Raw genomic sequence first — 25,977 nt, 5'->3', positions numbered from 1 at the left:
GCAAGGACTCAGCTCAATATGGAGATGGTCCCAAGGTATTTCAAGGCGCGCGGCAGATTGTCGCAATCGAGGCTGTCCAACCAGTGTAAATCAGCCCAACTGCGTAGCCAGGTGAACTGGCGCTTTGCCAATTGGCGCGTGGCAATGATTCCACGCTCCTGCATCTCGGCTTGCGTCAGCTTGCCATCCAGGTAATCCCAGACTTGTCGATAACCTACAGCACGTATAGACGGCATCCCCGAATGCAGGTCACCTCTATCTCGCAGGGCTACGACCTCGTCGATGAATCCCTGTTCCAACATATTTGTGAATCTTTGTTTAATACGCTCGTGCAGTACCTGGCGATTTGCCGGGGCGATAGCCAAGTTCGCGACAGTATAGGGCAATTGTTGCAGTCCCGAAGCGGCTGCTTCAGTACTTTGCGCAGATTGTCGCAAGCGTAGCTCAGTCATGCTCTGACCACTGACGCGATAAACTTCCAGCGCGCGACTGAGGCGCTGCGGATCGTTCGGATGAATTCGCGCGGCCGATTGCGGATCGATGACCGCCAATTGATCGTGCAGGGCTTGCCAGCCAAGGCGTGCAGCCTCTTCTTCGATTTGCGCGCGCACCTGCGGATCGGCCGCCGGCATGTCGGCCAGACCTTCGAGCAAAGCCTTGTAGTAGAGCATTGTGCCGCCTACCAGCAGCGGAATTTTGCCCCGCGCGGTGATCTCGGCCATGGCCTCAAGCGCATCGCGACGAAAATCCGCAGCGGAATAACTCTCGGCCGGGTCGAGAATATCGATCAACCGATGCGGAAATTCGGCCAACAACTCTTTGGAAGGCTTGGCGGTGCCAATATCCATGCCACGGTAAACCAGCGCCGAATCGACGCTGATCAGCTCGCAGGGCAGGACCTTGGTGAGTTCGATGGCCAGGTCGGTCTTGCCGGCAGCCGTCGGCCCCATCAGGAAAATCGCAGGAGGGAGCTGGCTCATCAACGACCGCGCAAAAACAGTTTGTCCAGATCGTCCAGGCCCAGTTGGGTCCAGGTCGGTCGGCCATGGTTGCATTGACCGCTGCGTTCGGTGTTTTCCATGTCCCGCAGCAGACCGTTCATTTCCGGCAAGGCCAGACGCCGATTCGCGCGAATCGCGCCGTGGCAGGCCATGGTGCCGAGCAGTTCGTTCAGGTGTGCCTGAATCCGGTCGCTGGTGCCGTATTCCATCAAATCCGCCAGAACGTCACTGACCAATCGATTGGCTTGCGCCTGTTTCAGCAGCGCGGGGATTTGCCGGATCGCTAGCGACTCCGGGCCAAGACGCTGCAATTCAAAGCCCAGCCGCTGGAACCACGCGACGTGTTCTTCGGCGCAATCGGCTTCGCGCTGACTGACCGCCAGGGACTCCGGCACCAACAGTGGCTGACCGCTCAGGCCTTCGCTGGCCATGGCGATTTTCAGGCGTTCGTACATGATCCGCTCGTGGGCGGCGTGCATGTCCACCAGCACCAGGCCTTGGGCGTTTTCCGAAAGAATATAGATGCCCTTGAGCTGCGCCAACGCATAACCCAGCGGTGGAATGTCGTCCTGCCCGGCTGGCAGCGCGACCGCGTTGGCCTCGGGCAACGGCGCGAAGAACTCACGGTAGGCCGCTTGAGCTTCGGCGACGGGCACGCCGGTCTGCGGCCGCGGCGTGTATTGATACTGATAACCGGCGCCAGCGCCCGAGCCAGCCGGCGTGTTGAATGACGGTTGGGCCTGAGGCTGTTCCAGCAGCGCATTGGCCGCCAGACGCATTTCGCCCTGCGGACCGAACTCACCGGCGTCGAGCCCGGTGGGCCGGACAATGGTCGCAACAGGCGCAGCCAGATGATCCTCCGGCCGCACATCGCCGAGCGCGCGGTGCAACGTGCCATAGAGGAAATCGTGAACCATGCGCCCGTCACGGAAGCGTACTTCGTGCTTGGTCGGGTGCACGTTGACGTCGACGCCCGCCGGATCGACTTCGAAAAACAGCACGAACGTCGGGTGCCGACCGTTGAACAGCACGTCGCGATAAGCCTGGCGCACCGCGTGGGCCACCAGTTTGTCGCGCACCGCGCGGCCGTTCACGAAGAAATACTGCAAGTCCGCCTGGCTGCGGTTAAAGGTCGGCAACCCGACCCAACCCCACAAGTGCAGGCCGTTGCGCTCGATCTCGATCGGCAGCGCCTGCTCCAGAAAACCCGCCCCGCAGATCGCCGCCACACGCCGGGCACGGGCCGCGTCATCGTGGGCTTCGTGCAGGCTGAGGATGGTTTTGCCGTTGTGGCGCAGATGGAACGCCACGTCGAACCGCGCCAGCGCCAGACGCTTGATCACTTCTTGCAGGTGATCGAATTCGGTTTTTTCGGTCTTGAGAAACTTGCGGCGCGCGGGAGTATTGAAGAACAGATCGCGCACTTCCACCGAAGTCCCCACCGGGTGGGCCGCCGGTTGCACGCGCGGCGCCATGTCCCGGCCTTCGGTTTCCACCTGCCAGGCCTGATCGGCATCGCGAGTGCGGGACGTCAGGGTCAGACGCGCCACAGAGCTGATGGACGCCAGCGCCTCACCACGAAACCCCAGGCTCATCACCTGCTCAAGGTCTTCCAGGTTACGAATCTTGCTGGTGGCGTGACGGGCCAGGGCCAGGGGCAGGTCATCGGCAGAAATGCCGCTGCCATCGTCGCGCACCCGCAGCAACTTGACGCCGCCCTGCTCCACATCGACATCGATGCGTTTGGCACCGGAGTCGAGGCTGTTCTCCAGCAACTCCTTGATCACCGAGGCCGGGCGCTCGACCACTTCACCGGCAGCAATCTGGTTCGCCAGCCGCGGGCTGAGCAGCTCGATGCGCGCAGTGTTGGTCAGCACCTGGTTCATTCTTTGGCCGCCAGTTCAGTGCCGGGGATGGTCAACGTCTGACCAATCTTCAGCTCGTCGCTCTTGAGGTTGTTGGCGCTGCGCAAGGTGGCCGGAGACACCTGATAACGCACGGCGATCATCGCCAAAGTTTCGCCGGGATTGACGCGATGGTCACGCGGGCCCTGGGCGATTTTGCCGGAATCGCGCAACCAGGCAATGTAGGTGCCCGGCGGTGGATTCTGCTGGAAGAACTGCCGCACGCCGCTGCTGATTGAACGCGCCAGCGCTTGCTGATGGTTCGCAGCGGCAAGCTTGGACGCTTCGTTGGCGTTGGAGATGAACCCGGTTTCCACCAGGATCGACGGGATGTCCGGCGACTTCAGCACCATGAACCCGGCTTGCTCTACACGCTGTTTGTGCAGCGGCGTGACGCGACCGATGTTGCTCAAGACTTTCTGGCCAACGTTGAGGCTGGATGTCAGGGAAGCGGTCATCGACAAATCGAGCAGCACGCCGGCCAGCATGCGGTCCTTGTCATCGAGGCTGACGTTGCCGGCACCGCCGATCAAGTCGGAACGGTTTTCGCTGTCGGCCAGCCAACGGGCGGTCTCCGACGTAGCGCCGCGGTCGGACAGGGCGAACACCGACGCACCGAATGCAGCAGCCGAAGGCGCGGCATCGGCGTGGATCGAAACGAACAGGTCCGCACCCTTCTTGCGCGCGATTTCGGTACGACCGCGCAACGGAATGAAGTAGTCGCCGGTGCGAGTCAGTTCGGCGCGGAAGCCTTTCATGCCATTGACCTGACGCTGCAGTTCACGGGCGATGGCCAGCACCACATCTTTCTCACGCTGACCGCGAGAGCCCGAAGCGCCTGGGTCTTCGCCACCGTGGCCAGCATCGATCACCACAATGATGTCGCGCTTGCCGGCCGGGGCGGGCGGCAATTTGATCGAAGGCTCGGAGGGTGCGACAGGGACCGCAGGCAACGTCGCCACAGCCGGCGTTGGCGCAGGCGGTGGCGCGGCGTCGGCCGCATTGTCGAACAGGTCGACGACCAGGCGATTGCCGTATTGGGCGTTTGGCGCCAGGGTGAAGCTTTTTGGCGTGACGGCTTTTTTCAGGTCGATGACCACCCGCAGGTCGGTCGGCGTACGTTGAGCCGAGCGCATTGCGGTGATCGGAGTGTTCGAGGTATTGACGTTCAGCGGCGCCCCCAGAGTTGCGCCATTGATGTCGATCACCAGCCGATCCGGGGAGGTCAGGGTAAAAACGCTGTGCTGGACAGACCCTGTCAGGTCAAACACCAGCCGCGTGTTGTCCGGCGCCCGCCACAGGCGAACACTGTTGACCTTCGTCTCGGCCACAGCGTCGACGGTCACCGCCAGAAACAACAATCCTACGGCAGCAACCAACGCGCGAAAGCGCATACCTAACCCCATCATTTAATTGAATTCCAATGCCAAAGCGGCACACCACGACTCGCCACGCGAGCCTTGCGGCAAAATTTTCAGCGAACGCCCGCTGTCTTGCGGGCTAATGGTAATGGTCAGGTCGGGCTTTGGCAAAAAGCCTGCACCGTTACGGGGCCATTCGATCAGGCACAACGCGTCGTCTTCGAAATAGTCGCGGATGCCGAGGTACTCCAGCTCCTCCGGATCGACCAGTCGATACAGGTCGAAATGGAAGGCGCGGATGTCGCCGATCTCGTAGGGCTCAACCAGGGTGAAGGTCGGACTTTTTACCGCGCCTGTATGTCCCAGGCCACGAATAACGCCCCGGGACAGCGTGGTTTTCCCCGCACCCAAATCCCCCTCGAGAAAAATCAGACCGTGCCCTTCAGTGGTTTGTGCAATGCGCGCACCAAACGCGGTCATCGCCTCTTCATCAGCCAGGTACAGGGTTACTTCAGACACGGTGCTTGCTCCTCCAACAACTGACGAATGGCTGGAATCAGATCACTGGCCGCCAGCCCACGGCCGAATTTACCTTGTTGCGCGCCGGCATTGGCGTGCAGCCAGACCGCCAGGCATGCCGCGTCATACGCATCCATACCCTGAGCGAGCAAGGCGCCGCCCAGCCCGGCCAGCACATCGCCCAAACCGGCAGATGCCATGGCCGGATGGCCCTGATGACACAGCGCCAGGCGCCCGTCGGGGCTGGCGATCAGGCTGCCGGCGCCCTTGAGCACCACGACAGCTGTATATTTTTTGCTCAACGCATGGGCAGCGGCAGGACGATCGGCCTGAACATCGGCCGTCGATAGCCCCAGCAATCGCGCCGCCTCGCCAGGGTGCGGCGTGATAACACAATGGGCGGGCAAACTCACGCCACCTTCGGCCAACAGGTTCAACGCATCGGCGTCCCAGACTTGCGGCAGCGGCGCATTGGCCGCGGCCGACAACAGACTGCGCCCCCAGGCGGCCTGCCCCAGCCCTGGGCCGACGACCAGCACCGTGACCTTCGCAAGCAGCCCCATCAATTGATTGGCCGACGAAATGCCGAGCACCATCGCTTCAGGCAACCGCGCCAATGCAGCTGAAACATGCTCGCTGCGAGTGGCCACGGACACCATGCCGGCACCGCTGCGCAGGGCGCTTTGTGCACCGAGCAGGATGGCGCCGCCAAAACCGCGATCACCGCCGATCAGCAATACGTGGCCAAATTTGCCTTTGTGGGCAGTTGGTGCGCGACCGGTCAGATGCGGCACATTACCTGCCGTCAGGCGACGAGCACTGACCGTGGCCCCGATAAACGTCTCAGGGGCGGCTAGCAGATCATTGAAGACCAAATCGCCAACCACATCCGCAGCGTCACCGGTGAACAGGCCCAGCTTCAAGCCGATGAACGTCACCGTGAGGTCCGCTCGAACCGCCATGCCGAGCTGGCGCCCCGTATCGGCGCACAGCCCCGAGGGGATATCCACCGCTGCAACCGGTAACCCACTGGCGTTGATCGCGGCGATGACACTGGCGTATGGCTCGCGCACTTCACCGGTCAGGCCGGTGCCGAGCAAGGCATCCAGCACAATGCCGCGTAATTCGCAGTGCGCGTTCCAGCCTTGAATGGCGACGCCTTCGGCTACTGCCTCGGCATGGGCCGACGCGGCATCGCCCTGCAAACGCCCGGGATCACCAGCGGCCAGCACCCGCACGTGCCAGCCGGCACGTCGGGCCAGCACGGCCACCAGATAACCGTCGCCCGCATTATTGCCGTGGCCGGCCACCACGCTCAATTCGTGGGCCGTGGGCCAATGGCGGACCAGCGCACGCCAGGTCGCCCGCGCTGCACGCCGCATCAATTCGAAGCCCGGTGTACCGGCCGCAATCAGGCTCGCATCGAGCCCTCGGACTTGCGCGGCGCTATACAGCGCGTCGGGTAATTCATCTTTAGTGTGCGGCATGCGTCTTCAGGCTCCGATGTCTGGCAGAATTATACGCACCTCAGCTCCGGTTTCTCTCGTCTCATGCCCGCTATTACCACAGACCTGCCCGCCCTCGCCCAATCCATCAAGGACTGGGGCCGCGAGCTGGGCTTTCAGCAAGTCGGCATCAGCGGCCTCGACCTGGCCGAGCATGAGCAGCACCTGGAACGCTGGCTCGCGGCCGGCTACCACGGCGAAATGGAGTATATGGGCGCCCACGGCAGCAAACGTTCGCACCCGGAAGAACTGGTGCCGGGTACCTTGCGAGTCGTTTCCCTGCGCATGGACTACCTGCCGGGCGACACCGAAATGGCCAAACGCCTGGCCGAACCGGAAAAAGCCTACGTCTCGCGTTATGCCTTGGGCCGCGATTACCACAAATTGATCCGTAAACGCGTGCAACAACTGGCAGAAAAAATTCAGGCAGAGATCGGCCCGTTCGGCTACCGCGCCTTTGTCGACAGCGCCCCGGTGCTGGAAAAAGCCATCGCCGAACAGGCTGGTCTGGGCTGGATCGGCAAAAACACGCTGGTCTTGAATCGCAAGGCCGGCAGTTATTTCTTCCTCAGCGAACTGTTCGTCGACCTGCCGCTGCCGGTCGACCCGCCCCACACCACGGAACACTGCGGCCGCTGCACCGCCTGTCTGGACATCTGCCCGACCAACGCCTTCGTCGGTCCGTATGTACTGGACGCCCGACGCTGCATTTCGTACCTGACCATCGAACTGAAAAGTGCGATCCCTGAAGATTTGCGGCCGCTGATCGGTAACCGGGTGTTCGGTTGCGATGACTGCCAGATCGTCTGCCCGTGGAACCGCTTCGCCCGACCTTCCGGGGAAAGCGACTTCAAACCAAGACACAATCTGGACAACGCCGAACTGGCCGAACTGTTCATGTGGGACGAAGAGAAGTTCCTCAGCAGCACCGAAGGCTCACCACTCAGACGTGCGGGTTACGAGCGCTGGTTGCGCAATCTGGCGGTCGGTCTGGGTAACGCGCCATCCAGCATTCCGGTGCTGGAAGCGCTGAAGGCACGGCGGGACTATCCGTCGGAGCTGGTGCGCGAACACGTCGAATGGGCCTTGAAACAACACGGACTCCTGTAGCAGCTGCCGAAGGCTGCGTTCGGCTGCGCAGCAGTCGTCATTTCGCAAAGCGAGTCCTGCGGCCTCGAACGCAGCCTTCGGCAGCTGCTACAGAGACCGTGTCAGGCTTCGTCGTTATAAACGAACTTGGGCATTTCCCAGTGGAAACGGATCGCCAGCAAGCGCAGCAGGAAGCCGCCGAACAGGGTGATCAGGATCGCCTGTTCACCGGGTAATTGCAGGTAGATGCAGAGCAGATAGCACCATGCCGCGGCAAACGAGACGCTGGCGTAGAGCTCGCGGCGGAAGATCAGCGGGATGTCGTTGCAGAAAATGTCTCGCAGGATGCCGCCAAACACGCCGGTGATCACACCGCTGACCGAGGCCACCAGCATGCCGTGGCCCATTTCCAGGGCCGTCATGCAGCCGATCAGGGTGAACGCTACCAGGCCCACGGCATCGAGCACCAGAAACAGCGAACGCAGATGACGCATCCAGCGGGCGATGAAGATCGTCAACATCGCCGCGACGGAGGTCAGCACCAGGTATTCCGGGTGTTTTACCCAGGTCAGCGGGTAGTGGCCGAGCAGCACGTCGCGTACCGAACCGCCGCCCAGTGCGGTGACACACGCAATCAGCACCACACCAAACCAGTCCATGCCGCGACGCCCCGCAGACAGGGCGCCCGTCATGGCTTCGGCAGTGATGGCGATCAGATAGAGCATCAGCAACATGGTGGCGGTCCTGGCAGAAAGGCGCGCAGTCTAGCCATTTAGGGCCGGCACCAAAAGGGGGCGCTCATTCAAATAGACCGCGTCGCCTTCTTCGCGGGCAAGCCTCGCTCCTACAGGTACAACGCAGGCCCCGTAGGAGCGAGGCTTGCCCGCGAAGGCGTCAGAACAGACACACCACCCAATCAGAACTTGATGAAATTCTTGCGGTAGTGCTGCAGCTCGGCGATCGATTCGCGGATGTCGTCCAGGGCCAGGTGGGTGCTGCCCTTCTTGAAGCTGTCGCGCACGTCCGGTGCCCAGCGCGCGGCCAGTTCTTTAAGGGTCGACACGTCGAGGTTGCGGTAGTGGAAGTAGCTTTCCAGCGATTTCATGTGGGTATAAAGGAAGCGACGATCCTGGCAGATGCTGTTGCCACAGATCGGCGACTTGCCCTTCGGCACCCATTTTTCCAGGAAGGCGATGGTCTCGGCTTCGGCTTCGGCCATGCTGATGCGGCTGTCGCGAACCCGTTGGGTCAGCCCGGAGCCGCCATGCTGACGGGTATTCCACTCGTCCATGCCGGCGAGGATCTCGTCGCTGTGATGAATGGCGATCACCGGACCTTCGGCCAAGGTGTTCAAATTACTGTCGGTGACGATAGTGGCCATCTCGATGATGACATCGGTATCAGGGTTCAGACCGGTCATTTCCAGGTCGATCCAGATCAGGTTCAGCGGGTTTTGCATGAGTCGGCTCCTCGGCGTAGGTGCGCAGTTTAGCCTAGGGAGGCCACCGGGCGTGCTAAACTCGCGGCCGTTTTACCTAATCGCTGCATTCTCGATACGGAACACCCATGGCCAAACGCCAACTTAATCGTCGTCAAAACTGGCGCATCGAAAAGATTCAGGGCGAGCGCGCTGCCCGCGCCGCCAAACGCGAGTCCTCGGCTGTCGAGGCACTCGAAGGCGGCGACCTGGGTCCGGAACAGACGGGCCTGGTGATCGCGCACTTCGGTGTGCAGGTCGAAGTCGAGGCCCTCGATGGCGAATTGGCTGGCCAGGTGTTCCGCTGCCATTTGCGCGCCAACCTGCCAGCGCTGGTGACCGGCGATCAGGTGGTATGGCGTGCCGGCAACCAGGGCATCGGCGTGATCGTGGCGCAACTGCCGCGCAAAACCGAGCTCTGCCGTCCCGACAGCCGTGGCCAGCTCAAGCCGGTGGCAGCTAACGTCGACCTGATCGTGATCGTCTTCGCGCCGCTGCCCGAGCCTCACGCCAACCTGATCGACCGTTACTTGGTCGCTGCGGAACACGCCGGTATTCGGCCGTTGCTGTTGCTGAACAAATTCGACTTGATCGACGAGCAGAACGCCCCGGCGCTGAATGCCTTGCTGGCGGTTTACCGCACGCTGGGTTACCCGGTGCTGGAAGTGTCGGCCCACCACGGTAATGGCATGGAACAGTTGCAAAAGCAGCTGGACGGGCACATCAGCGTGTTCGTCGGCCAATCCGGCGTTGGCAAGTCGTCGCTGGTCAACAGCCTGCTGCCGGAAGTCGATACCCGCGTCGGCCCGCTGTCCGAGCTGTCGGGCCAAGGCACCCACACCACCACCACCGCGCGACTGTTCCACTTCCCCGGTGGCGGTGAGTTGATCGACTCCCCGGGTATCCGCGAATTCGGCCTGGGTCACGTCAGCCGTGCCGACGTCGAAGCCGGCTTCATCGAGTTCAACGACCTGATCGGCACCTGCCGCTTTCGCGACTGCAAGCACGACCGCGAGCCGGGTTGCGCCCTGCTCAAGGCATTGGAAGAAGGCCGCGTGCAGCAGCAGCGGATGAACAGCTACCGCTCGATCATCGCCAGTTTGCCTGAAAGCAGCTATTAAACAGACGTGCCAACCGCCCCTGACTATTACGGGGCGGTAGGTCGTTCGTGGCGTCCTGCAAAAACTCCCTCAGTTAAACGTCAGACCTCTCTGTAAGGTTTCTTCGCGCCTGCCTGAAGGACGCGTCTCTTTAACCGCCAAGGCCTTGTTGCGGCCACTCAAGTGCATACATTCGAGCCCTCATCGCATCTCTGGCGATACCGAGGGACAGCCATGCAAACCTATCACTTGTTCATCAGCCACTCGTGGAACTACTCAGACGCCCACGACAATCTGGTTCGCCTGCTCAATGCGAAGCCCGGCTTCACGTTCAAGAATTTTTCGGTGCCACCGGACAACCCGATCATCGGCGCGAAAACCGACAAACAACTTGAAGAAGCCATCGAAAACAAGATTCGGCTCTGCTCGGCAGTGCTGATCATGGCGGGGATGTATTCGACCTACAGCAAGTGGATCAACAAGGAAATCGAGATCGCCAGGCGAATGGGCAAGGTCATCATTGCGATAAAGCCGTTTGGCGCCGAACGGATTTCCACGGTGGTACGCCGGGCGGCGCACGCGGAGTGCGCGTGGAACACCAACAGCATCATCAGTGCCATTCGCACTCACGCGGCGGGCTGAACCATGCGCAAGGGACTGTTCATCGGCATTAATAACTACAGCCATGTTTCACAATTGAGTGGTTGCAATAACGACGCGATGGCCATGGCTTCGGTGCTTAAAACCGACGCCAATGGCGATCCGAATTTCAAGAACCTGGTCCTGACCTCCGCCGAAGATTATCTGAGCCGTGAAAAGCTCGAAGGGCATATCCAGGAATTGTTTTCAGGCGATTGCAGCGTTGCACTGTTGTATTTCGCCGGACACGGCAACTTCGACGTCGATACGGACGAAGGCATGCTGATCCCCCAGGACTACAAATCCGCCAAGGATGGAATTCGCATCAGCGACATCCTGAATTGGGCGACCAAAGCCGCAAAAATCAAAAACAAAGTGATTATTCTCGACTGCTGCCAGGCGGGCTCGGCGGGCGAAGTGCGGGCGCTACGCAGCGAAAGCAGCATGGTGTGCGAAGGCATGACCATCCTCACCGCGTGCAAAAAGGCAGAGCCGGCAATGGAAGGCGCCAACCACGGCGTCTTCACAGGGCTGTTGCTGCAAGCACTGCACGGTGGCGCCGCGAACATATTGGGAAAGATAACTCCAGGCAGCCTCTATTCATTCGTCGACAACGCTCTAGACGCGTGGGAACAGCGCCCGGTGTTCAAGACCAATGTGTCGCAGTTCATTTCATTGCGAGAAGTCTCGCCGCTGATCCCCAAAGAGATCCTGCGCAAACTGCCCGACTGGTTCGAAGAGGCGGAATCAATGTTTGCCCTCGATCCGAGCTACGAACCTACCGAAGCCACGTTCAATCCAGAACACGGCGAAGTCTTCGCCCAACTGCAAAAGTGCAATCGCCACAGCCTGATCGAACCGATGGACGCCGAACACATGTACTACGCCGCCATCCATTCCACCGGTTGCCGCCTCACCGCCCTCGGCGCCTATTACCGTGAACTCGCAATCAAGGGACATTTCTGATGCCAGTGTTTATCAGCTACCGCCATACCGATCGGTCCCACGCCATCGCCATCAGCACCCGTCTGATTCGGGCCAACATCAAGACCTATTTCGACGTGCTGGATCCGGAATCACAGACCACTGACGACATCACCGGGGTCATCACCCGCAACATCACCGAGTGCACGCACCTGCTGGCGATAGTCTCGGACAAGACCGCGCTGTCGTGGTGGGTGCCGTTCGAAATCGGTGAAGCGACCATCAGCAACCGACGGATATGCTCATTCAAGACCGGACCGGCGGAACTGCCGCTGTACCTCGATAAATGGCCAAAGCTCAGCACCGACAAGGATCTGGAGTTTTTCATTGATGCCTATCGTGAAGAAGTGGCGACCAAGCGCTCAATGACGCTGGGCTCGATCAACGAATCCCTTTACCGCACCTACAGAGGCAACGCCGAGTTGTTCCATGACCAACTCAAGAACCGCATCCGACGTGGTTTCTGACAGGCGCAAAAAAGCCGCGATCATTCGCGGCTTTTTCGTGGGTCACTGCTTCCGTGGCTCACCCGGCTTCGGCACCGGATCATCAAACAGATTCAACCGCTCACGAAGCTCATGCGCCGGCAACGGTTCCTTATCCGCCGGCAAGGCATTCGGATCGGCTGGCGGCGTGGGCACTTCGCCCGGGCCGCCCTGCCCTTGCGTCGGCACTGGCGCAGGTTCTACACCTTGCGAACCTTCGATGGCACGCTGGGCTTTCTTGGTCAGCACGACGATGTCGATGCGGCGGTTGACCGGGTTGAACGGGTTTTCCCGGTCGAACAGCGCCGACGAGGCATAACCCACGACTCGCGCTACTTGAGCGTCCGGATAGCTGCCGGCGATCAATGCACGGCGAGCCGCGTTCGCACGGTTGGCCGAGAGTTCCCAGTTGCCGAAGTCGCCGGTGCCCGAGTACGGCTTGGCATCGGTGTGGCCGCTGATGCTGATCTTGTTCGGCACCGCTTTGATGGTGTCGGCCATGGCCAGCAGGATGTCTTCGAAATACGGCTTCAGACGCGCACTGCCGGAGTCGAACATCGGGCGGTTTTCGGCGTCCACAATCTGGATACGCAAACCGTCCTGGGTGATTTCGAAGAGAATCTGGTCCTTGAACTTCTGCAACTGCGGGTTTTCTTCGACCTTGTTCTGCAACTCTTGCAGCAGCAATTCCAGGCGCTCTTTCTCAACCTGCTCGGCCATGCCTTCGACCTGTTCGGAGTCGATAGTCACCTTGTCCGGCTGAGGCTGGGATTTCACCTCGGGGTTGAGGGTGTTCTCCGGTGCCAGGGTCGGCGAGCCGCCCAGATCGATGATGTATGGCGTGCCGCTTTCGCTGAAACCGACCGGGTCCTTGAAGTAACCGGCAATGGCGATCTTCTGTTCCGGCGTTGCCGTGGACAACAGCCACAACACCAGGAAGAACGCCATCATCGCCGTCGCGAAGTCCGCGAAGGCGATTTTCCAGGAGCCCCCGTGATGCCCGCCCGCGTACTTTTTGACGCGCTTGATGATTATCGGCTGGTTATTTTCCATGACTTAGCGACCGCGAACCGCTTGTTCCAGCTCAGCGAAGCTAGGACGGTGCGCCGGGTACAGAACCTTGCGACCGAATTCCACTGCCAGCGATGGCGGCATGCCGGAAGCCGAAGCCACCAGCGAGGCCTTGATGGCTTCGTAGACGTTCAGTTCTTCCTTGGCATCGTGGCCCAGAGCGTGGGCCAGCGGGCCAAAGAAACCATAGGCCGCGAGAATACCGAAGAAGGTACCTACCAGAGCCGCACCTACGTGCAAGCCAATCATTTTCTGGTCGCTTTCACCCAGCGAAGCCATGGTCACCACGATACCCAATACCGCCGCAACGATACCGAAACCCGGCATGGCATCGGCGATGCCGTTGACGGCGTGGGAGGGGTGGTCCAGGTCTTCCTTGAGGCTGGTCAGTTCCATGTCGAACAAGCCTTCAAGCTCATGGGGAGCCATGTTGCCGGAGGACATGATGCGCAGGTAATCGCAGATGTACGCCGTCATGCGGTCATCTTTCAGGACTGCCGGGTACTTGGCGAAGATCGGGCTCGCGGCGGCATCTTCGATGTCGCCTTCGATTGCCATCATGCCTTCGCGACGGCTCTTGTTGAGGATCTCGTAAATCAGCCCCAACACTTCCAGGTAGAAGGTGTGGTTGAAACGCGAACTGAACATGCCCAAAGACTTCTTGAGCACGTGCATCGTCATATGACCGGGGTTGGCCTGCAGGAATGCACCAAGGGCCGCGCCACCGATAATCATCACCTCGAAAGGCTGAATGAGGGCGGCAATCTTGCCGTGGGAAAGCACGTATCCGCCGAGCACGCTCGCGAATACGACGATGATGCCGATAATTTTAGCCATAGGTAGGAGAGCACTTACTGAGTCGGGTTCAAGGTCATATTCGGAAGTTAAAAAATCTCTTCTTCTCCTTATCGGCAAAACTGCGCCAGACTATAGCCAGATAAGGCGAAAAGCCAATTTGGCCCACGCAGGGATAGGTAAAGCAGCGTCCAGACATGGCTAACGAAACGAACGTCCCAACGCCAAAACCGACCACGCTCGAAGGCTGGGTCAAGCTGCTCGATGGTGTGCGCCTGCCGGTTCCGCAAGCCAGTCACGACCGCGTCTGCAAAGCCATCCGCGATAGCCGCAGCTCGCTGCGCGACATTGCCGAAATGATGCAGGACAGCCCGGCCCTGGCCTTGAGTGTGATTCGCGAAGCCAATCGCCACACTCATGGCAGCATGGCCACGCCCGCTGAAAATCTTGAAGTGGCAATTAATCGCCTCGGTTTGAAACGCACCGAAGAATTGCTCGAGCGCTTGCCCGCCGAACCCCAATCGCAGATCCCCGTTGCCCTGCGCCAGCTTCAGCTGATCAGTCAGCACGCCACTCAACAGGCCAATGGTTTTTTTGCCAGTCGCCTGGCGCGGTTGTGGCAGGACATCCACTGGGGCAGCCTGCTGTTTCTTTCGCCACTGTGGCCCATGGCGTTGACCCATCCGCAGATGCTTGAAGAATGGGAACTGCGGGTCATCCATAAAGGCGAGTCGGCGCGCAAAGTCGAAAAGCAATTGTTCGGCGTGCGTCTGCTGGAAATCTGTATGGCGCTGGTGGATGTCTGGCGTTTGCCGATCTGGGTCCAGCAGGGTTATCGGCTGCTGCTCAATGAACAACGCGAACTGGTGAAAGTCCTGCGCATTGCACGGGACGATGATCACCCGCTACGCCAACAGAATCGTCTCGATGACGACCCGACGTTGCGGCGCTGGCTTAATCAGCCCGCCAACACCGTGCTGCTGGCCAATGGTCTGGCGTTGTCGGCACAACAGGCCTGGGACAGTCCGCACTGTGAACGCTGGCAGTACCTGACCAGCCTTTATCTGCAAATGCCGATGGATGAAGTGCAGCAACAGTTGCACCAACAGGCCGCCAACAGCGCCCGGCAACATGCCATGCCGGACCTCTGGCACCCAGCCGAAACATTGATCTGGCCGGCGGGCATGAACCGCGTTCACGCCGGCTTGCTGCCGGCCCCGGCGCCCACCGCCGAAGACCTGGCGAAGTGGCGTAAACAATGCGCCGAATTGCTGGTGGAGCCGAGCCGGTTTACCAATGCCATGCACTTGACCACATCGGCCCGAGATGCCCTGGTGGCGTGTGGCATGCGGCGAGTGATGATCCTGATGGCCGATCGCACACACGCCAGTCTGCGGGTGCACCAGATTGCCGGGCTGCCCAAAGAAGTGGCCGGCCTGAACCTGGTGGTCAGCCAGAGTGCGGTGCTGCAGCGTCTGCTCGCACAACAGGCCCAGGTGCGCCTGACGCCAGCCAACAACGCCCAATTCTCGGCCCTGTTGCCGGCGAGCCTGCGTTCGCAGTTCAGCGGTGAACACCTGCTGCTGCGCTCCCTGGTCAACAATGGTCGGGTGATCATGATCGTGGTGGCGGATCAGGGCGGCGGGCCGTTCTCGGAAATCACCGTGCAGGCGTTCGGCAAAACCGCGCAGTGCATTGAAAAAGCCCTGCACAGCTTTAGCCACCGCTAGCCAGTTAAGCCGCGACGCACTCTTTGTAGCAGCTGTCGAGCTCCAGCGAGGCTGCGTTCGGCTGCGAAGCAGCCGTGAACCTGGCGAATTCGGTCTGCCTGATATACCGCAATCTCTGATTTTACGACTGCTACGCAGCCGAACGCGGCCTCGCTGGGGCTCGACAGCTGCTACAAGCCACGTTGTTTCCTGTGCCGAAATAACTGATAACAGGCCCTCATGACGCTGCGCTACAATCCTCCCCTTTGTGCTCTGGAGACCTCACATGTCTGACTTCTCTGGCTTGGCGCTGGTGATCGAGCCGAGCGACCTGCTCCCGCGTCTCGACTCCCGCGAACTGATTCTGGTGGACCTGACCAGCAGCGCCCGCTATGCCGCAGGGCATATCCCCGGGGCACGCTTTGTCGATCCAAAACGCACTCAACTGGGTCAGGCGCCTGCGCCAGGCCTGCTGCCGACCCAAGCCGCGCTTGAAGCATTGTTCGGCGAACTGGGACACAACCCCGATGCGGTCTATGTCGTCTATGACGACGAAGGCGGCGGTTGGGCCGGGCGCTTTATCTGGCTGCTGGACGTCATCGGCCACAGCAAATATCACTATATAGATGGTGGCCTGAAGGCCTGGCTGGCGGAAGGCATGCCCATGTCGATCCAGATCCCGCCAGCGGTCGGTGGACCAGTCGCCCTGACCCTGCACGACGAACCCACCGCCACCCGCGAATACCTGCAAAGCCGTCTCGGTGCCGCTGACCTGGCGATCTGGGACGCACGCGGGCCGCAGGAATACTCCGGCGAGAAAGTGCTGGCGGCCAAGGGCGGGCACATTCCGGGCGCGGTCAATTTCGAATGGACAGCCGGCATGGATCAGGCACGCAACCTGCGCATCCGCACCGACATGCCAAAAATCCTGGAACAACTCGGTATAACCAAAGACAAAGAAGTCATTACCCACTGCCAGACCCACCATCGCTCTGGCTTCACGTATCTAGTAGCCAAGTCGCTCGGTTATCCGCGAGTCAAAGGCTACGCCGGCTCTTGGGGCGAATGGGGCAACCATCCCGACACGCCCGTAGAGATTTAAGGTTTTTAAGGACAGTTAATGAATAAGCGTTTGTTTATCCTCAGCCAATACCTGCTGCCCCATCACTTGCTCTCACGACTGGCCGGCTGCATTGCCGAATGCCGCGTGCGCTGGTTCAAGAACGCCCTTACCGCCTGGTTCGCCAAGCGTTATCAAGTGGACATGTCCCAGGCACTGGTCGAAGACCTGACGGCTTACGAGCACTTCAATGCATTCTTCACTCGTGCCTTGAAAGACGGCGCTCGCCCGCTGGACCCAACCCCAGGCGCGATCCTCAGCCCGGCCGATGGCGCCGTCAGCCAGCTCGGCCCGATCGAACACGGTCGCGTTTTCCAGGCCAAGGGCCACAGCTTCAGCGTGCTGGAACTGCTGGGGGGTGACGCGGCCAACGCAGCGCCATTCATGGGCGGTGACTTCGCCACCATTTACCTGTCGCCCAAGGATTACCACCGCGTGCACATGCCGCTGGCCGGCACTCTGCGCGAGATGATCTACATCCCAGGCCGCATCTTCTCGGTCAACCAGACCACCGCTGAAAACGTACCGGAGCTGTTCGCGCGCAACGAGCGTGTGGCGTGCATTTTCGACACCGAACGTGGCCCGATGGCCGTAGTGCTGGTGGGTGCGATGATTGTGGCGTCGATCGAAACTGTCTGGGCCGGGCTGATCACGCCGCCAAAACGCGAGCTGAAAACCTTCCGTTACGATGAAGCCGCCCGTGCGCCGATCCATCTGGAAAAAGGCGCGGAGCTGGGTCGCTTCAAACTCGGCTCTACGGCTGTCGTGCTGTTCGGGCCGGATCAAGTGAAATGGGCTGAAGGACTGGGCGCTCTTTCGCCCGTACAGATGGGCCAAGGCATCGGCTTGCCAAGCGCCTGATCCCGGGCCCGCCGCCCCGAATTTCTTCCGGGCGGCGCATCCCCCTGTAGGTGCTGCCGAAGGCAAGCGTGACGCAGATATCGCGATACTCCCTCCAGCGCTCATAGCTGCTACAGTCAAGTCATTCACTGCCCATTTCCCGGTCGGAGTTTGTCTACGGCATGAATGAGACCAATCCTGTCCTGCTGCTACGCGCACCGATCCCGACGCAGTCGCGTCTGTCTTTCTGCGAAGCCACGCCTCGCGATCTCAAGCGCTGGATCGCCAACCTGCCCAAAGCCAACATCGGCGAAACCGCTCGCCAGTTGTATCAAGGCTTGAGCGAACTTAATCAACTGCTCACCCCCAGCGACAATCGCCTGCAATTGCTCGAACTGCTGCGGCCCGAGGTGTATTACGTCTGCAAGCACCTGGAGCGGCATTTCCTGCATCAGACCATTGTGCTCGACGAGCGCTCGCGCAAGATCGCCAACCTTTGCCAGGCGCTGCAGAGCCACTTGGCGATCGGCTACAAGCAAATCGTCATTCGCGTCACGCCGCGCTTCAGTAAAGATCGCGCGCCGCTGCTGACCCAGGCTTTGCAGCGGGCAATCCATTGCCTGAACGGCGCATTGATCCGCGCCACTGAACTCTATTGCCCGGTGCCCGAAAATCTGTGGCTGGAACTGCATCAGCTGTATCGGATTGGCTGTCAGTTCCAACTGCAAAATCTGAGTGTGCGCGATGAACTGGCCAGCCAGACGCAAAAGCTGAGCATCGAGCAAACCTACGTCGTCGCCCTTCTGCTGGGTGCTTCACGCTGCAATCAGCTGCGCCAGAACCAGATCGCCCGGCTCGCCGAGGTGCTCGAACCCTGGAGCCAGTGGATCAAGCTGCAACCGGCCAAACCGGAAAACGGGCTGTTTGCCATCGCCCCGGATCTCGACACCGGGCCGCGCTACCGCTCCAAATTCCTCGCCGAACAACAGGAGCGTTTGCTGGGGATCGACTCGCAACCCTTGGTCATGGCCATCGAAAACCATCTGCAGCAGTCGGCCGACAAGGTCTCGCCGTTGCCCGTGCCGGTGGGGCTGAATCTGGATACGCTGCAACACCTGCATGCCGCCTGGGGCCAGGCCGCCGAGCGCAGTTTCCAGCGCACTGTCGGCCACGGCACGTTGACCCTGTGCGTGGGTATGAGCGCTTTGCACTTTTATCTGGGCGGGCAACGCTCGTTCAACGACATCCTGAAAAAACCCGGCGCCCGCCCCGCGCAGTTCTCGGCGACCGACCCGACAGCTCGCGCCAAAGACCAATGGCGCCACGCCTTCGACGCCGCCCCTCATGGCACGGCAGACACGCTGCTTCCCTACGAAGAGATCGAATACCCGCACCTTCAAAACGATGACAGCCACGAGGCATCCGACCGCCAGCAGCATTTCCCGACCTATGCGCTGCCGGTGATCAATCACAGTCCTGGCGGCTATTGCCTGGCTTGGCCCGGCGCGGTGCCCGCCGAGCTACAGGCTGGCGAAATGGTCGGTATCGAGGATGTCGCCGGTCAAGGCTGGAGCATTGCAGTGGTGCGCTGGATCCGCCAGGTGCGGGGCGGCGGCACGCAGATGGGTATCGAGCAAGTCGCGCCTTGCGCCGAACCCTGCGGCCTGCAGCTGATACGCTCCCACGACGAGCACAGCCAGTACTTGCGTGGGCTGTTGCTGCCCGCCATCAGTGCCATCGACCTGCCGGCCACCCTGCTCACGCCGCGCCTGCCGTTCCAGGAAGGCAATAAGGTGTTGATCAATACCAACGGCGAGGAACGCCGGGCCGGGCTGGAGCGTCGGGTGGCGAGCACCAACAGCTTCAATCAGTTTGCCTACCGTTCGCTTGAAACCGCCAGAAACGAAAACGCCGCGGGGAGCGGCGTGGTCGGGGTAGCGGAAGAATTTGATTCGTTGTGGAAGTCGCTTTGAGCGTCCGGCATTTGATCGGCGGTGATGCGTTCGCGGGCAAGCCTCGCTCCTACGGGTCCGCGCAAACCCTGTAGGAGCGAGGCTTGCCCGCGAAGAGGCCCGCCCAGACAACCTGAAACTCAGAGCTGCCCGTCGCGATCCCGGAAGCCCAGCAGATACAGCACGCCATCCAGCCCAAGGGTGGAAATCGCCTGTTTCGCCGATTGCTTGACCAACGGCTTGGCACGGAACGCTACACCCAGCCCGGCAATCGCCAGCATCGGCAGGTCGTTGGCACCGTCACCGACGGCAATCGTCTGCTCCAGACGCAAACCTTCCTTATGCGCCAGCTCACGCAGCAGATCCGCCTTGCGTTGCGCATCGACAATCGGCTCGACCGCCACGCCAGTCACCTTGCCGTCGACCACTTCCAGTTCGTTGGCAAATACATAGTCGATGCCCAGCTTGGCCTGCAGTTGCTTGGCGAAGTAGGTGAAGCCGCCCGACAGAATCGCCGTCTTGTAGCCCAGACGCTTGAGTTCGGCGAACAGGGTTTCGGCGCCTTCGGTCAGGCGCAGCGAGGCGCCGATGGAGTCCAGCACGCTGACGTCCAGACCTTGCAGCAAGGCCAGGCGCTCTTTGAAGCTGGCGCGGAAGTCCAGCTCGCCGGCCATCGCCCGTTCGGTAATCGCAGACACCTGGTCACCCACACCGGCGGCCTTGGCCAGTTCGTCGATGACTTCGGCTTCGATCAGCGTCGAGTCCATGTCGAACACCGCCAGACGGCGGTTACGGCGGAACAGTGAATCTTCCTGGAAAGCGATGTCGACGTTCAATTCTTGAGCGACGCTGAGGAATTCGGCCCGCAGCGCTTGCGGATCCGCCGCCTCGCCGCGCACGGAAAACTCGATGCAGCCCTTGCCCTTGTCGGCAGGGGTGTCCAACGGCATGCGCCCGGACAGGCGATCGATATGATCGATGTTCAGCCCATATTTGGCGGTGATCGAGCTTACGCGCTGCAATTGCTCGGCGGTCACTTTGCGGGTCAGCAGGGTGACAATGTGGCGTTTCTTGCCCTGATTGCCGACCCACTGCTGGTAATCCTCTTCGGACACCGGCGTGAAACGCACTTGTTGCTCAAGCTCATAGCCTTTGAACAGGATGTCCTTGAGCACCGAGTTACCTTGTTCGGTATCGGGAATTTCAACCAGGATGCCAAACGACAGGGTGTCGTGGATCACCGCCTGACCAATGTCGAGAATGTTCACACCACCCTGGGCCAGAACGCCGGTAATGGCCGCAGTCAGACCCGGACGGTCGACTCCCGTGATGTTTATCAGGACGATTTCGCGCAAGGCGCACCCCCGCAGGTGGAAAAAAACCGCATTCTACCCATTTTCAGTGACCATCGGGCACCGCGAGCGCTTTGACGGCCTAGGGCCTGTCGCTATACTGCGCGTCAACTTCACGGACAAAGAGCCGAGCTCAAGTGAACCGGCCCACGCCAGTAAAAACCGATAACTTCTTTCTGCTGATCTTCCGGGCACTGCGTCATCGCCGTGTACCGATCGCATTGCGCATTGCCAGCCATAACGTGATCCTGGTCGCTCTGGCCCTGGTGATCTATGCCTGCGTGATGGGTTTGCAGTTCAAGCAGGCCATGCACGAGCAGGCGGATGCCCTGGGCGAAAGCCTGACCACCCAGACCGCGACCTCGGCCACGGAACTGTTGGTGTCCAATGACATCCTCAGCCTGAACGTGCTGCTCAACAACCTGACCAAGAACAAACTGGTGGCCCATGCTGCCATTTACAGCGTGGATAACCGCATCCTCGCCGAAGCCGGTCAGCGTCCCAAGCATAGCCTGCTGGGCGAAGCCGAGGGCATGTACCAGAGCAAGATCACCTTTCAGGACGTGACCGCCGGGCAACTGCGCATCAGCCTGGACATGGACCAGTTTCAGCAGCCGATGACCATCAGCCTGCAAAGCATGGGCATTCTGAGTGCGATTCTGTTGGCGCTGTCCTTGGCCTTGAGCCTGCGCCTGGGGCGCAATATCTCCACACCACTGCTGCAATTGCGGGTGTGGCTGCGCAATATCGACGAATACACCCCGGCCACCGAGCGTCAGGATGAAGTTGGCGATCTCGCTCGTCAGCTACACGCCAATTTCGCACCAGAGCCGGCCGAACCGGAGCCTGTTCCGGAGCCCGAGTTCGACGACAGCGATGACGACGAAGAGACCGATCCAGCCTTCGAAGTGCGCAACCTGCGTGATCCGAGCTTCGATGAAACCCGACCGGTGGCAGGTCTCAAGCCTGCGCCACGACGCATAGTCAGCACCGTCGAGGACGATGAGGACGACGAAGATCCGTTTGCCGATCTGCGTGACGACGCGACAGACAGCACACCGAAACCAGTCGTAAAATCGAAGGTATCGAACCTGCCGCAGCACAGCGCGGTACTGGCCGTGCAGCTGGGTGCGCAAGATCAATTGCGCCGCCTGCCCCGCGCACGTCTGGAAGAGCTGCTGAAACGCTACCGCGATTGCCTCGATCAGGCCGCGTCGCTCTACCAGAGCGAACTGCACACCCTGAACGATGGCAGCACGCTGATGCTGTTCCACACCGAAGACAGCGGCGACGATTACCTGACCAATGCCATCTGCTGCGGCGAGTTGCTGCGTGCCTTGGGTCATCAGTTGCAGATCGAAGTCGCCGACAGCGGCATCACCCTGCAATTGCAGCTGGGTCTGACGCTGGGTGACGAGTTGTTCGGCTTGAGCCAGATCGATTTGCTGCTGACTGAAACCGCTCAGGATGCACTGGCCCTGTCGCAACACAGCCGCAACCTGCTGCTGGTTGAGCGCAAGATCAGTGACGACGCGCTGATTCGCCAGCGTGCGCGGATCCGCCCGATCGCAAGCCCTGAAGGTGCATGTTGCGTAGAGCGCTTGATGGAGCCTTATCCGTCGATGCTGGAACGGCAACTGGCACGGATGCACGAACGCCGGACGTAAGCCTTAGCCCTGCTGTAAAGAAGCCTGCAGATGAGTGATCGTCTGCGGGCTTTTTATTGCCTGTCCCGACGCCTTCGCGGGCAAGCCTCCCTCCTACGGGGCCGCGCAAACAGAGACTGACCCATTCCTGTAGGAGCGAGGCTTGCCCGCGAAGAGGCCAGCAGCCACGCTGGATTTCTCATTCCGCAGAAACAACAAAGCCCGCATCAATGGCGGGCTTTGCTTTGGATCAATCCAGGCTTAGAACCTGAACACTTCCATATCCGTGCGAATCGGCGAAGCCATCGGGATTTTCGGCTGCTTCTCCGGCGCTGCTGCCGGTGCCACAGGCTTGGCAGCCTGCTTGCGTGGCGCTTCGGCGATCGGCGGCTGGTTAGCCAGCGGCTTGAGCGCCGTCGACAGCTGCTCGGCCAGACGCTGCAGCAACACACCCTGAGCCTGAACCTGAGCCGCAGTCCCGCCGGTGTGCTGTTCCTGCAGATGAATGATGCGGTTATCACGCACCTGACCACGACGGTCAATCAGCCGCCATTGGGCATCAAGGATCGCCGGTTGCGATGCACCCGAGTCCAGTCGCGTGATCGTCAGCAGCACCTGAACATCCGGCGTGAAGCCTAATGTCGCCGGTGCCAGGACAACGCGCTGGCTGTCCAGATGGCCGGCGACCTGACGCAGCAACAGCTGATCGATGTCGGAAGACAGGCTACCCGCCCAACGACCATCAGCCGAAGCTTGCAGGCTGCCATCGGGCTGACGCTGCAACAAGGTTTCGCGTTGCAGATAGTCGGCAACCGTTACCGGGCCCAGCAATACCGCCATGCCAGCGCTTTGCGCAGGCTGAGCCGGACTTCCGCTGTCCAGCTGATACAGCGACACCGGTTGGTGAACGCTGCAACCCGCCAGGCCAAGTACGCCGGCGAGCATCAAAATAAAAGGAAGGCGCAGAGCAGTCATCGTCCCATCCAGGTGGCTGCCACAAGGCTAACCACAGTGAAAATACTCAAAAAATATGAAGAACGCTCGGCTACGCCGGCGCTTGAAAGGCCATATCATCCGTGAATATGCGTTCCGACTCCAGCGGCAAAGCGTCGATCTACGCGTTAAATCGTAGATCGAGCGCTCTAGGACGCTTAATTGAGGTTTTCGACGAACAGCGCATCAACCCTCTGAAAGCCACGTGGCAGTTTGTTACCGCGACGTCCACGCTCACCTTTGTAGTGTTCGAGGTCGTCCGCCTTCAGTGACAAGGTACGTTTTCCGGCCTGCAGCACCAAAGTGGCACCCTCCGGCAAAACGGCAATGTCCGTGACATATTCTTCGCGACTGGCAACACGTTCACCGGAAATCCCGATGATCTTATTCCCTTTTCCTTTACCTAATTGTGGCAAATCGCTGATTTTGAAAATCAGCAGGCGACCTTCGGTGGTCACCGAGGCCAGCCAGTTGTGCTCACGATCGGCTACCGGACGCGGCAGAATCACTTTGGCGTTGTTCGGCAAACTCAACAAGGCCTTGCCCGCCTTGTTCTTGGCTTGCAGGTCTTCACCCTTGACCACGAATCCATAACCGGCGTCGGAGGCGATCACGTACAGCGAATCGTCTTCAGGCATCAGCACACATTCGAAACTCGCCCCTGGCGGCGGCGTCAGGCGGCCGGTCAGCGGTTCGCCCTGGCCTCGGGCCGAGGGCAAGGTGTGGGCCGCGACCGAATAACTGCGACCGGTGGAGTCGATAAACACCGCAAACTGGTTGGAGCGACCGGGCGCTAAGGCCTTGAAACCATCTCCGGCCTTGTAGGAAAGCCCGGTGGCGTCGATTTCGTGCCCCTTGGCAGAGCGAACCCAGCCTTTTTCCGACAGAACTACAGTCACTTTCTCGTTCGGCAGCAGATCGTGCTCGGTCAAGGCCTTGGCTTCTGCACGCTCGACGATTGGCGAGCGACGGTCGTCGCCGTAAGTTTCGGCGTCCTTGATCAGTTCAGTGCGTACCAGCTTTTTCAGCTTGGCTTCGCTGCCCAGCAGGGCTTGCAGCTTGGCCTGTTCCTTGAGCAGTTCATCCTGCTCGGCACGCAGCTTCATTTCTTCCAGTCGCGCCAACTGACGCAAACGGGTGTCGAGGATGTAATCGGCCTGGATTTCGCTCAGGGCGAAACGCTCGATCAGTGCGGCTTTCGGGTGTTCCTCGGTGCGGATGATGTGAATCACTTCATCCAGATTGAGGTAAGCGATCAACAAACCGTCCAACAGGTGCAGGCGACGCTCAACCTTGTCCAGGCGGAATTGCAGACGACGACGCACGGTCTGCACCCGGAACTCCAGCCACTCGACCAGCAAGGCCCGCAGGTTTTTCAACTGCGGCTTGCCGTCCAGACCGATGATGTTGATGTTGACCCGGTAGCTCGACTCCAGCTCGGTGCTGGCGAACAGGTGCTGCATCAGCGCGTCGTGATCGAAGTTTTTGCGGGCACCGGGAATGATCACGATGCGGCATGGGTTTTCGTGGTCGGACTCGTCGCGCAGGTCAGCGATCTGCGGAGCCTTGGAGGGCTTGGCCTGCATCATGCCCGCGATCTGTTCCAGCACCTTGGCACCGGACACCTGGTGCGGCAGCGCGGTGACGATGATGTCGCCGTCTTCAATGTGGTACACGGCGCGCATGCGCACCGAGCCCTTGCCGGTTTCGTAGATTTTCAGCAGGTCGGCGCGCGGCGTGATGATTTCCGCTTCGGTCGGGTAATCCGGGCCCTGGATGTGTTCGCAGAGCTGCTCGACCGTGGCTTTCGGCTCGTCCAGCAAGCGCACGCAAGCGGTCGCGACTTCGCGCAGGTTATGCGGCGGTACGTCGGTGGCCATGCCCACGGCGATACCGGTGGTGCCGTTGAGCAGGATGTTCGGCAAACGGGCCGGCAACACCAAAGGCTCTTCCAGCGTGCCGTCGAAGTTCGGGCCCCAGTTCGCGGTGCCCTGGCCCAGTTCGCTGAGCAGCACTTCGGAATAACGCGACAGCCGCGCTTCGGTGTAACGCATGGCGGCGAAGGACTTCGGATCGTCCGGCGCACCCCAGTTACCCTGGCCGTCGACCAGCGTGTAGCGGTAGCTGAACGGCTGGGCCATCAGGACCATGGCTTCGTAGCACGCCGAGTCGCCGTGCGGGTGGAACTTACCGAGCACGTCACCGACGGTACGCGCCGATTTCTTGTGCTTGGAATCGGCGTCCAGCCCCAACTCGCTCATCGCATAGATGATGCGCCGCTGTACCGGTTTCAGGCCGTCGCCGATATGCGGCAGGGCACGGTCCATGATCACGTACATGGAGTAGTTGAGGTAGGCATTTTCGGTGAAGTCAGCCAGTGACCGGCGTTCTACACCGTCCAGGCTGAGATCAAGGGAGTCGCTCATGCGGGCCTC

At 60.6% G+C, this 25,977-nt stretch carries 22 protein-coding genes; 10 read left to right on the top strand and 12 right to left on the bottom strand.

The genetic code is table 11. The features are described 5' to 3' along the window. Window positions 1–8: 8 nt before the first annotated feature. Genes miaA through KW837_RS16230 form a run of 5 tightly spaced genes read right to left on the bottom strand, consistent with a single transcriptional unit; the run spans window position 9 to window position 6,272 of the window. A complete protein-coding gene (miaA, locus tag KW837_RS16250; RefSeq protein ID WP_007902653.1) occupies window positions 9–980 on the bottom strand; it encodes a tRNA (adenosine(37)-N6)-dimethylallyltransferase MiaA in 972 nt (323 codons plus the stop codon). Further along, window positions 980–2,887, bottom strand: coding sequence for a DNA mismatch repair endonuclease MutL (gene mutL / locus KW837_RS16245; protein ID WP_371317135.1), 1,908 nt, complete (start codon window positions 2,885–2,887; stop codon window positions 980–982). The genes miaA and mutL overlap by 1 nt, the downstream gene beginning before the upstream one ends. Then, window positions 2,884–4,314, bottom strand: coding sequence for an N-acetylmuramoyl-L-alanine amidase (locus tag KW837_RS16240; protein WP_123499853.1), 1,431 nt, complete (start codon window positions 4,312–4,314; stop codon window positions 2,884–2,886). Before KW837_RS16240 ends, mutL begins: the two co-directional genes overlap by 4 nt. Next, entirely contained in the window at window positions 4,315–4,785 is a 471-nt protein-coding gene (gene tsaE, locus KW837_RS16235; RefSeq protein WP_218397200.1) for a tRNA (adenosine(37)-N6)-threonylcarbamoyltransferase complex ATPase subunit type 1 TsaE, read from the bottom strand. Further along, window positions 4,773–6,272, bottom strand: coding sequence for an NAD(P)H-hydrate dehydratase (locus KW837_RS16230; RefSeq protein WP_218397198.1), 1,500 nt, complete (start codon window positions 6,270–6,272; stop codon window positions 4,773–4,775). The genes tsaE and KW837_RS16230 overlap by 13 nt, the downstream gene beginning before the upstream one ends. A gap of 63 nt (window positions 6,273–6,335) precedes the next feature. On the opposite strand from KW837_RS16230, the gene queG reads away from it, so the two are divergent. Then, on the top strand, window positions 6,336–7,400 hold the full coding sequence (queG, locus tag KW837_RS16225) for a tRNA epoxyqueuosine(34) reductase QueG (protein ID WP_218397197.1): 1,065 nt from the start codon (window positions 6,336–6,338) through the stop codon (window positions 7,398–7,400). 101 nt (window positions 7,401–7,501) lie between these two features. On the opposite strand, the gene KW837_RS16220 is transcribed toward queG, so the two are convergent. Next, window positions 7,502–8,113, bottom strand: a complete 612-nt coding sequence (locus KW837_RS16220) for a trimeric intracellular cation channel family protein (protein ID WP_030128339.1) — start codon at window positions 8,111–8,113, stop codon at window positions 7,502–7,504. A gap of 182 nt (window positions 8,114–8,295) precedes the next feature. Further along, the gene (orn, locus tag KW837_RS16215) at window positions 8,296–8,838 is read right to left on the bottom strand and encodes an oligoribonuclease (protein ID WP_008068863.1); all 543 of its coding nucleotides are present in this window, start codon (window positions 8,836–8,838) and stop codon (window positions 8,296–8,298) included. 107 nt (window positions 8,839–8,945) lie between these two features. Between orn and rsgA the strand changes: the two genes are divergently transcribed. From rsgA to KW837_RS16195, 4 genes are all read left to right on the top strand, one after another. Next, entirely contained in the window at window positions 8,946–9,977 is a 1,032-nt protein-coding gene (rsgA, locus tag KW837_RS16210; protein ID WP_007902636.1) for a small ribosomal subunit biogenesis GTPase RsgA, read from the top strand. A 213-nt stretch (window positions 9,978–10,190) separates the two neighbouring features. Next, window positions 10,191–10,598: a TIR domain-containing protein gene (locus tag KW837_RS16205; RefSeq protein ID WP_218397195.1), complete on the top strand. Its 408-nt coding sequence runs from the start codon at window positions 10,191–10,193 to the stop codon at window positions 10,596–10,598. Between the two features lie 3 nt (window positions 10,599–10,601). Then, window positions 10,602–11,561: a caspase family protein gene (locus KW837_RS16200; RefSeq protein WP_218397193.1), complete on the top strand. Its 960-nt coding sequence runs from the start codon at window positions 10,602–10,604 to the stop codon at window positions 11,559–11,561. Then, on the top strand, window positions 11,561–12,046 hold the full coding sequence (locus KW837_RS16195) for a toll/interleukin-1 receptor domain-containing protein (protein ID WP_218397191.1): 486 nt from the start codon (window positions 11,561–11,563) through the stop codon (window positions 12,044–12,046). The genes KW837_RS16200 and KW837_RS16195 overlap by 1 nt, the downstream gene beginning before the upstream one ends. 42 nt (window positions 12,047–12,088) lie before the next feature. Here the strand turns inward: KW837_RS16195 and motB are convergent, their stop codons facing one another. Beyond that, the gene (motB, locus tag KW837_RS16190) at window positions 12,089–13,117 is read right to left on the bottom strand and encodes a flagellar motor protein MotB (protein ID WP_218397189.1); all 1,029 of its coding nucleotides are present in this window, start codon (window positions 13,115–13,117) and stop codon (window positions 12,089–12,091) included. A 3-nt stretch (window positions 13,118–13,120) separates the two neighbouring features. After that, on the bottom strand, window positions 13,121–13,972 hold the full coding sequence (gene motA, locus KW837_RS16185) for a flagellar motor stator protein MotA (RefSeq protein WP_008009851.1): 852 nt from the start codon (window positions 13,970–13,972) through the stop codon (window positions 13,121–13,123). A 155-nt stretch (window positions 13,973–14,127) separates the two neighbouring features. On the opposite strand from motA, the gene KW837_RS16180 reads away from it, so the two are divergent. From KW837_RS16180 to KW837_RS16165, 4 genes are all read left to right on the top strand, one after another. Then, window positions 14,128–15,660: an HDOD domain-containing protein gene (locus tag KW837_RS16180; RefSeq protein WP_218397187.1), complete on the top strand. Its 1,533-nt coding sequence runs from the start codon at window positions 14,128–14,130 to the stop codon at window positions 15,658–15,660. 265 nt (window positions 15,661–15,925) lie between these two features. Continuing rightward, the gene (locus KW837_RS16175) at window positions 15,926–16,741 is read left to right on the top strand and encodes a rhodanese-like domain-containing protein (RefSeq protein ID WP_218397185.1); all 816 of its coding nucleotides are present in this window, start codon (window positions 15,926–15,928) and stop codon (window positions 16,739–16,741) included. 18 nt (window positions 16,742–16,759) lie between these two features. Next, window positions 16,760–17,620, top strand: coding sequence for an archaetidylserine decarboxylase (gene asd / locus KW837_RS16170; protein ID WP_218397183.1), 861 nt, complete (start codon window positions 16,760–16,762; stop codon window positions 17,618–17,620). Window positions 17,621–17,781: 161 nt separating this feature from the next. Next, window positions 17,782–19,572 (top strand): molecular chaperone, encoded by a 1,791-nt coding sequence (locus KW837_RS16165; protein ID WP_218397181.1) that lies wholly within the window; start codon window positions 17,782–17,784, stop codon window positions 19,570–19,572. A 119-nt stretch (window positions 19,573–19,691) separates the two neighbouring features. On the opposite strand, the gene serB is transcribed toward KW837_RS16165, so the two are convergent. Next, the gene (gene serB, locus KW837_RS16160; protein ID WP_007939616.1) at window positions 19,692–20,906 is read right to left on the bottom strand and encodes a phosphoserine phosphatase SerB; all 1,215 of its coding nucleotides are present in this window, start codon (window positions 20,904–20,906) and stop codon (window positions 19,692–19,694) included. Window positions 20,907–21,040: 134 nt separating this feature from the next. Between serB and KW837_RS16155 the strand changes: the two genes are divergently transcribed. After that, window positions 21,041–22,570, top strand: coding sequence for an AhpA/YtjB family protein (locus KW837_RS16155; RefSeq protein ID WP_218397179.1), 1,530 nt, complete (start codon window positions 21,041–21,043; stop codon window positions 22,568–22,570). A 240-nt stretch (window positions 22,571–22,810) separates the two neighbouring features. Here the strand turns inward: KW837_RS16155 and KW837_RS16150 are convergent, their stop codons facing one another. After that, a complete protein-coding gene (locus tag KW837_RS16150) occupies window positions 22,811–23,524 on the bottom strand; it encodes a membrane integrity-associated transporter subunit PqiC (protein WP_218397177.1) in 714 nt (237 codons plus the stop codon). 176 nt (window positions 23,525–23,700) lie between these two features. Next, window positions 23,701–25,968: a DNA topoisomerase IV subunit A gene (gene parC / locus KW837_RS16145; protein WP_123500118.1), complete on the bottom strand. Its 2,268-nt coding sequence runs from the start codon at window positions 25,966–25,968 to the stop codon at window positions 23,701–23,703. Window positions 25,969–25,977: the final 9 nt, after the last annotated feature.

The organism is Pseudomonas sp. PDM24, from assembly GCF_019218905.1.
In the GTDB taxonomy this organism is placed as follows: domain Bacteria; phylum Pseudomonadota; class Gammaproteobacteria; order Pseudomonadales; family Pseudomonadaceae; genus Aquipseudomonas.
The sequence above is the reverse complement of the archived record's forward strand: the minus strand, read 5'-3'. Positions and strand labels throughout refer to the sequence as shown.

Bases quoted from the DNA above. Each gene is read 5' to 3' on its own strand.
- miaA (WP_007902653.1), bottom strand. From the start codon at position 980: ATGAGCCAGCTCCCTCCTGCGATTTTCCTGATGGGGCCGACGGCTGCC.
- mutL (WP_371317135.1), bottom strand. From the start codon at position 2,887: ATGAACCAGGTGCTGACCAACACTGCGCGCATCGAGCTGCTCAGCCCG.
- KW837_RS16240 (WP_123499853.1), bottom strand. From the start codon at position 4,314: ATGATGGGGTTAGGTATGCGCTTTCGCGCGTTGGTTGCTGCCGTAGGA.
- KW837_RS16230 (WP_218397198.1), bottom strand. From the start codon at position 6,272: ATGCCGCACACTAAAGATGAATTACCCGACGCGCTGTATAGCGCCGCG.
- queG (WP_218397197.1), top strand. From the start codon at position 6,336: ATGCCCGCTATTACCACAGACCTGCCCGCCCTCGCCCAATCCATCAAG.
- KW837_RS16220 (WP_030128339.1), bottom strand. From the start codon at position 8,113: ATGTTGCTGATGCTCTATCTGATCGCCATCACTGCCGAAGCCATGACG.
- orn (WP_008068863.1), bottom strand. From the start codon at position 8,838: ATGCAAAACCCGCTGAACCTGATCTGGATCGACCTGGAAATGACCGGT.
- rsgA (WP_007902636.1), top strand. From the start codon at position 8,946: ATGGCCAAACGCCAACTTAATCGTCGTCAAAACTGGCGCATCGAAAAG.
- KW837_RS16205 (WP_218397195.1), top strand. From the start codon at position 10,191: ATGCAAACCTATCACTTGTTCATCAGCCACTCGTGGAACTACTCAGAC.
- KW837_RS16200 (WP_218397193.1), top strand. From the start codon at position 10,602: ATGCGCAAGGGACTGTTCATCGGCATTAATAACTACAGCCATGTTTCA.
- KW837_RS16195 (WP_218397191.1), top strand. From the start codon at position 11,561: ATGCCAGTGTTTATCAGCTACCGCCATACCGATCGGTCCCACGCCATC.
- motB (WP_218397189.1), bottom strand. From the start codon at position 13,117: ATGGAAAATAACCAGCCGATAATCATCAAGCGCGTCAAAAAGTACGCG.
- motA (WP_008009851.1), bottom strand. From the start codon at position 13,972: ATGGCTAAAATTATCGGCATCATCGTCGTATTCGCGAGCGTGCTCGGC.
- KW837_RS16180 (WP_218397187.1), top strand. From the start codon at position 14,128: ATGGCTAACGAAACGAACGTCCCAACGCCAAAACCGACCACGCTCGAA.
- KW837_RS16175 (WP_218397185.1), top strand. From the start codon at position 15,926: ATGTCTGACTTCTCTGGCTTGGCGCTGGTGATCGAGCCGAGCGACCTG.
- asd (WP_218397183.1), top strand. From the start codon at position 16,760: ATGAATAAGCGTTTGTTTATCCTCAGCCAATACCTGCTGCCCCATCAC.
- KW837_RS16165 (WP_218397181.1), top strand. From the start codon at position 17,782: ATGAATGAGACCAATCCTGTCCTGCTGCTACGCGCACCGATCCCGACG.
- KW837_RS16150 (WP_218397177.1), bottom strand. From the start codon at position 23,524: ATGACTGCTCTGCGCCTTCCTTTTATTTTGATGCTCGCCGGCGTACTT.
- parC (WP_123500118.1), bottom strand. From the start codon at position 25,968: ATGAGCGACTCCCTTGATCTCAGCCTGGACGGTGTAGAACGCCGGTCA.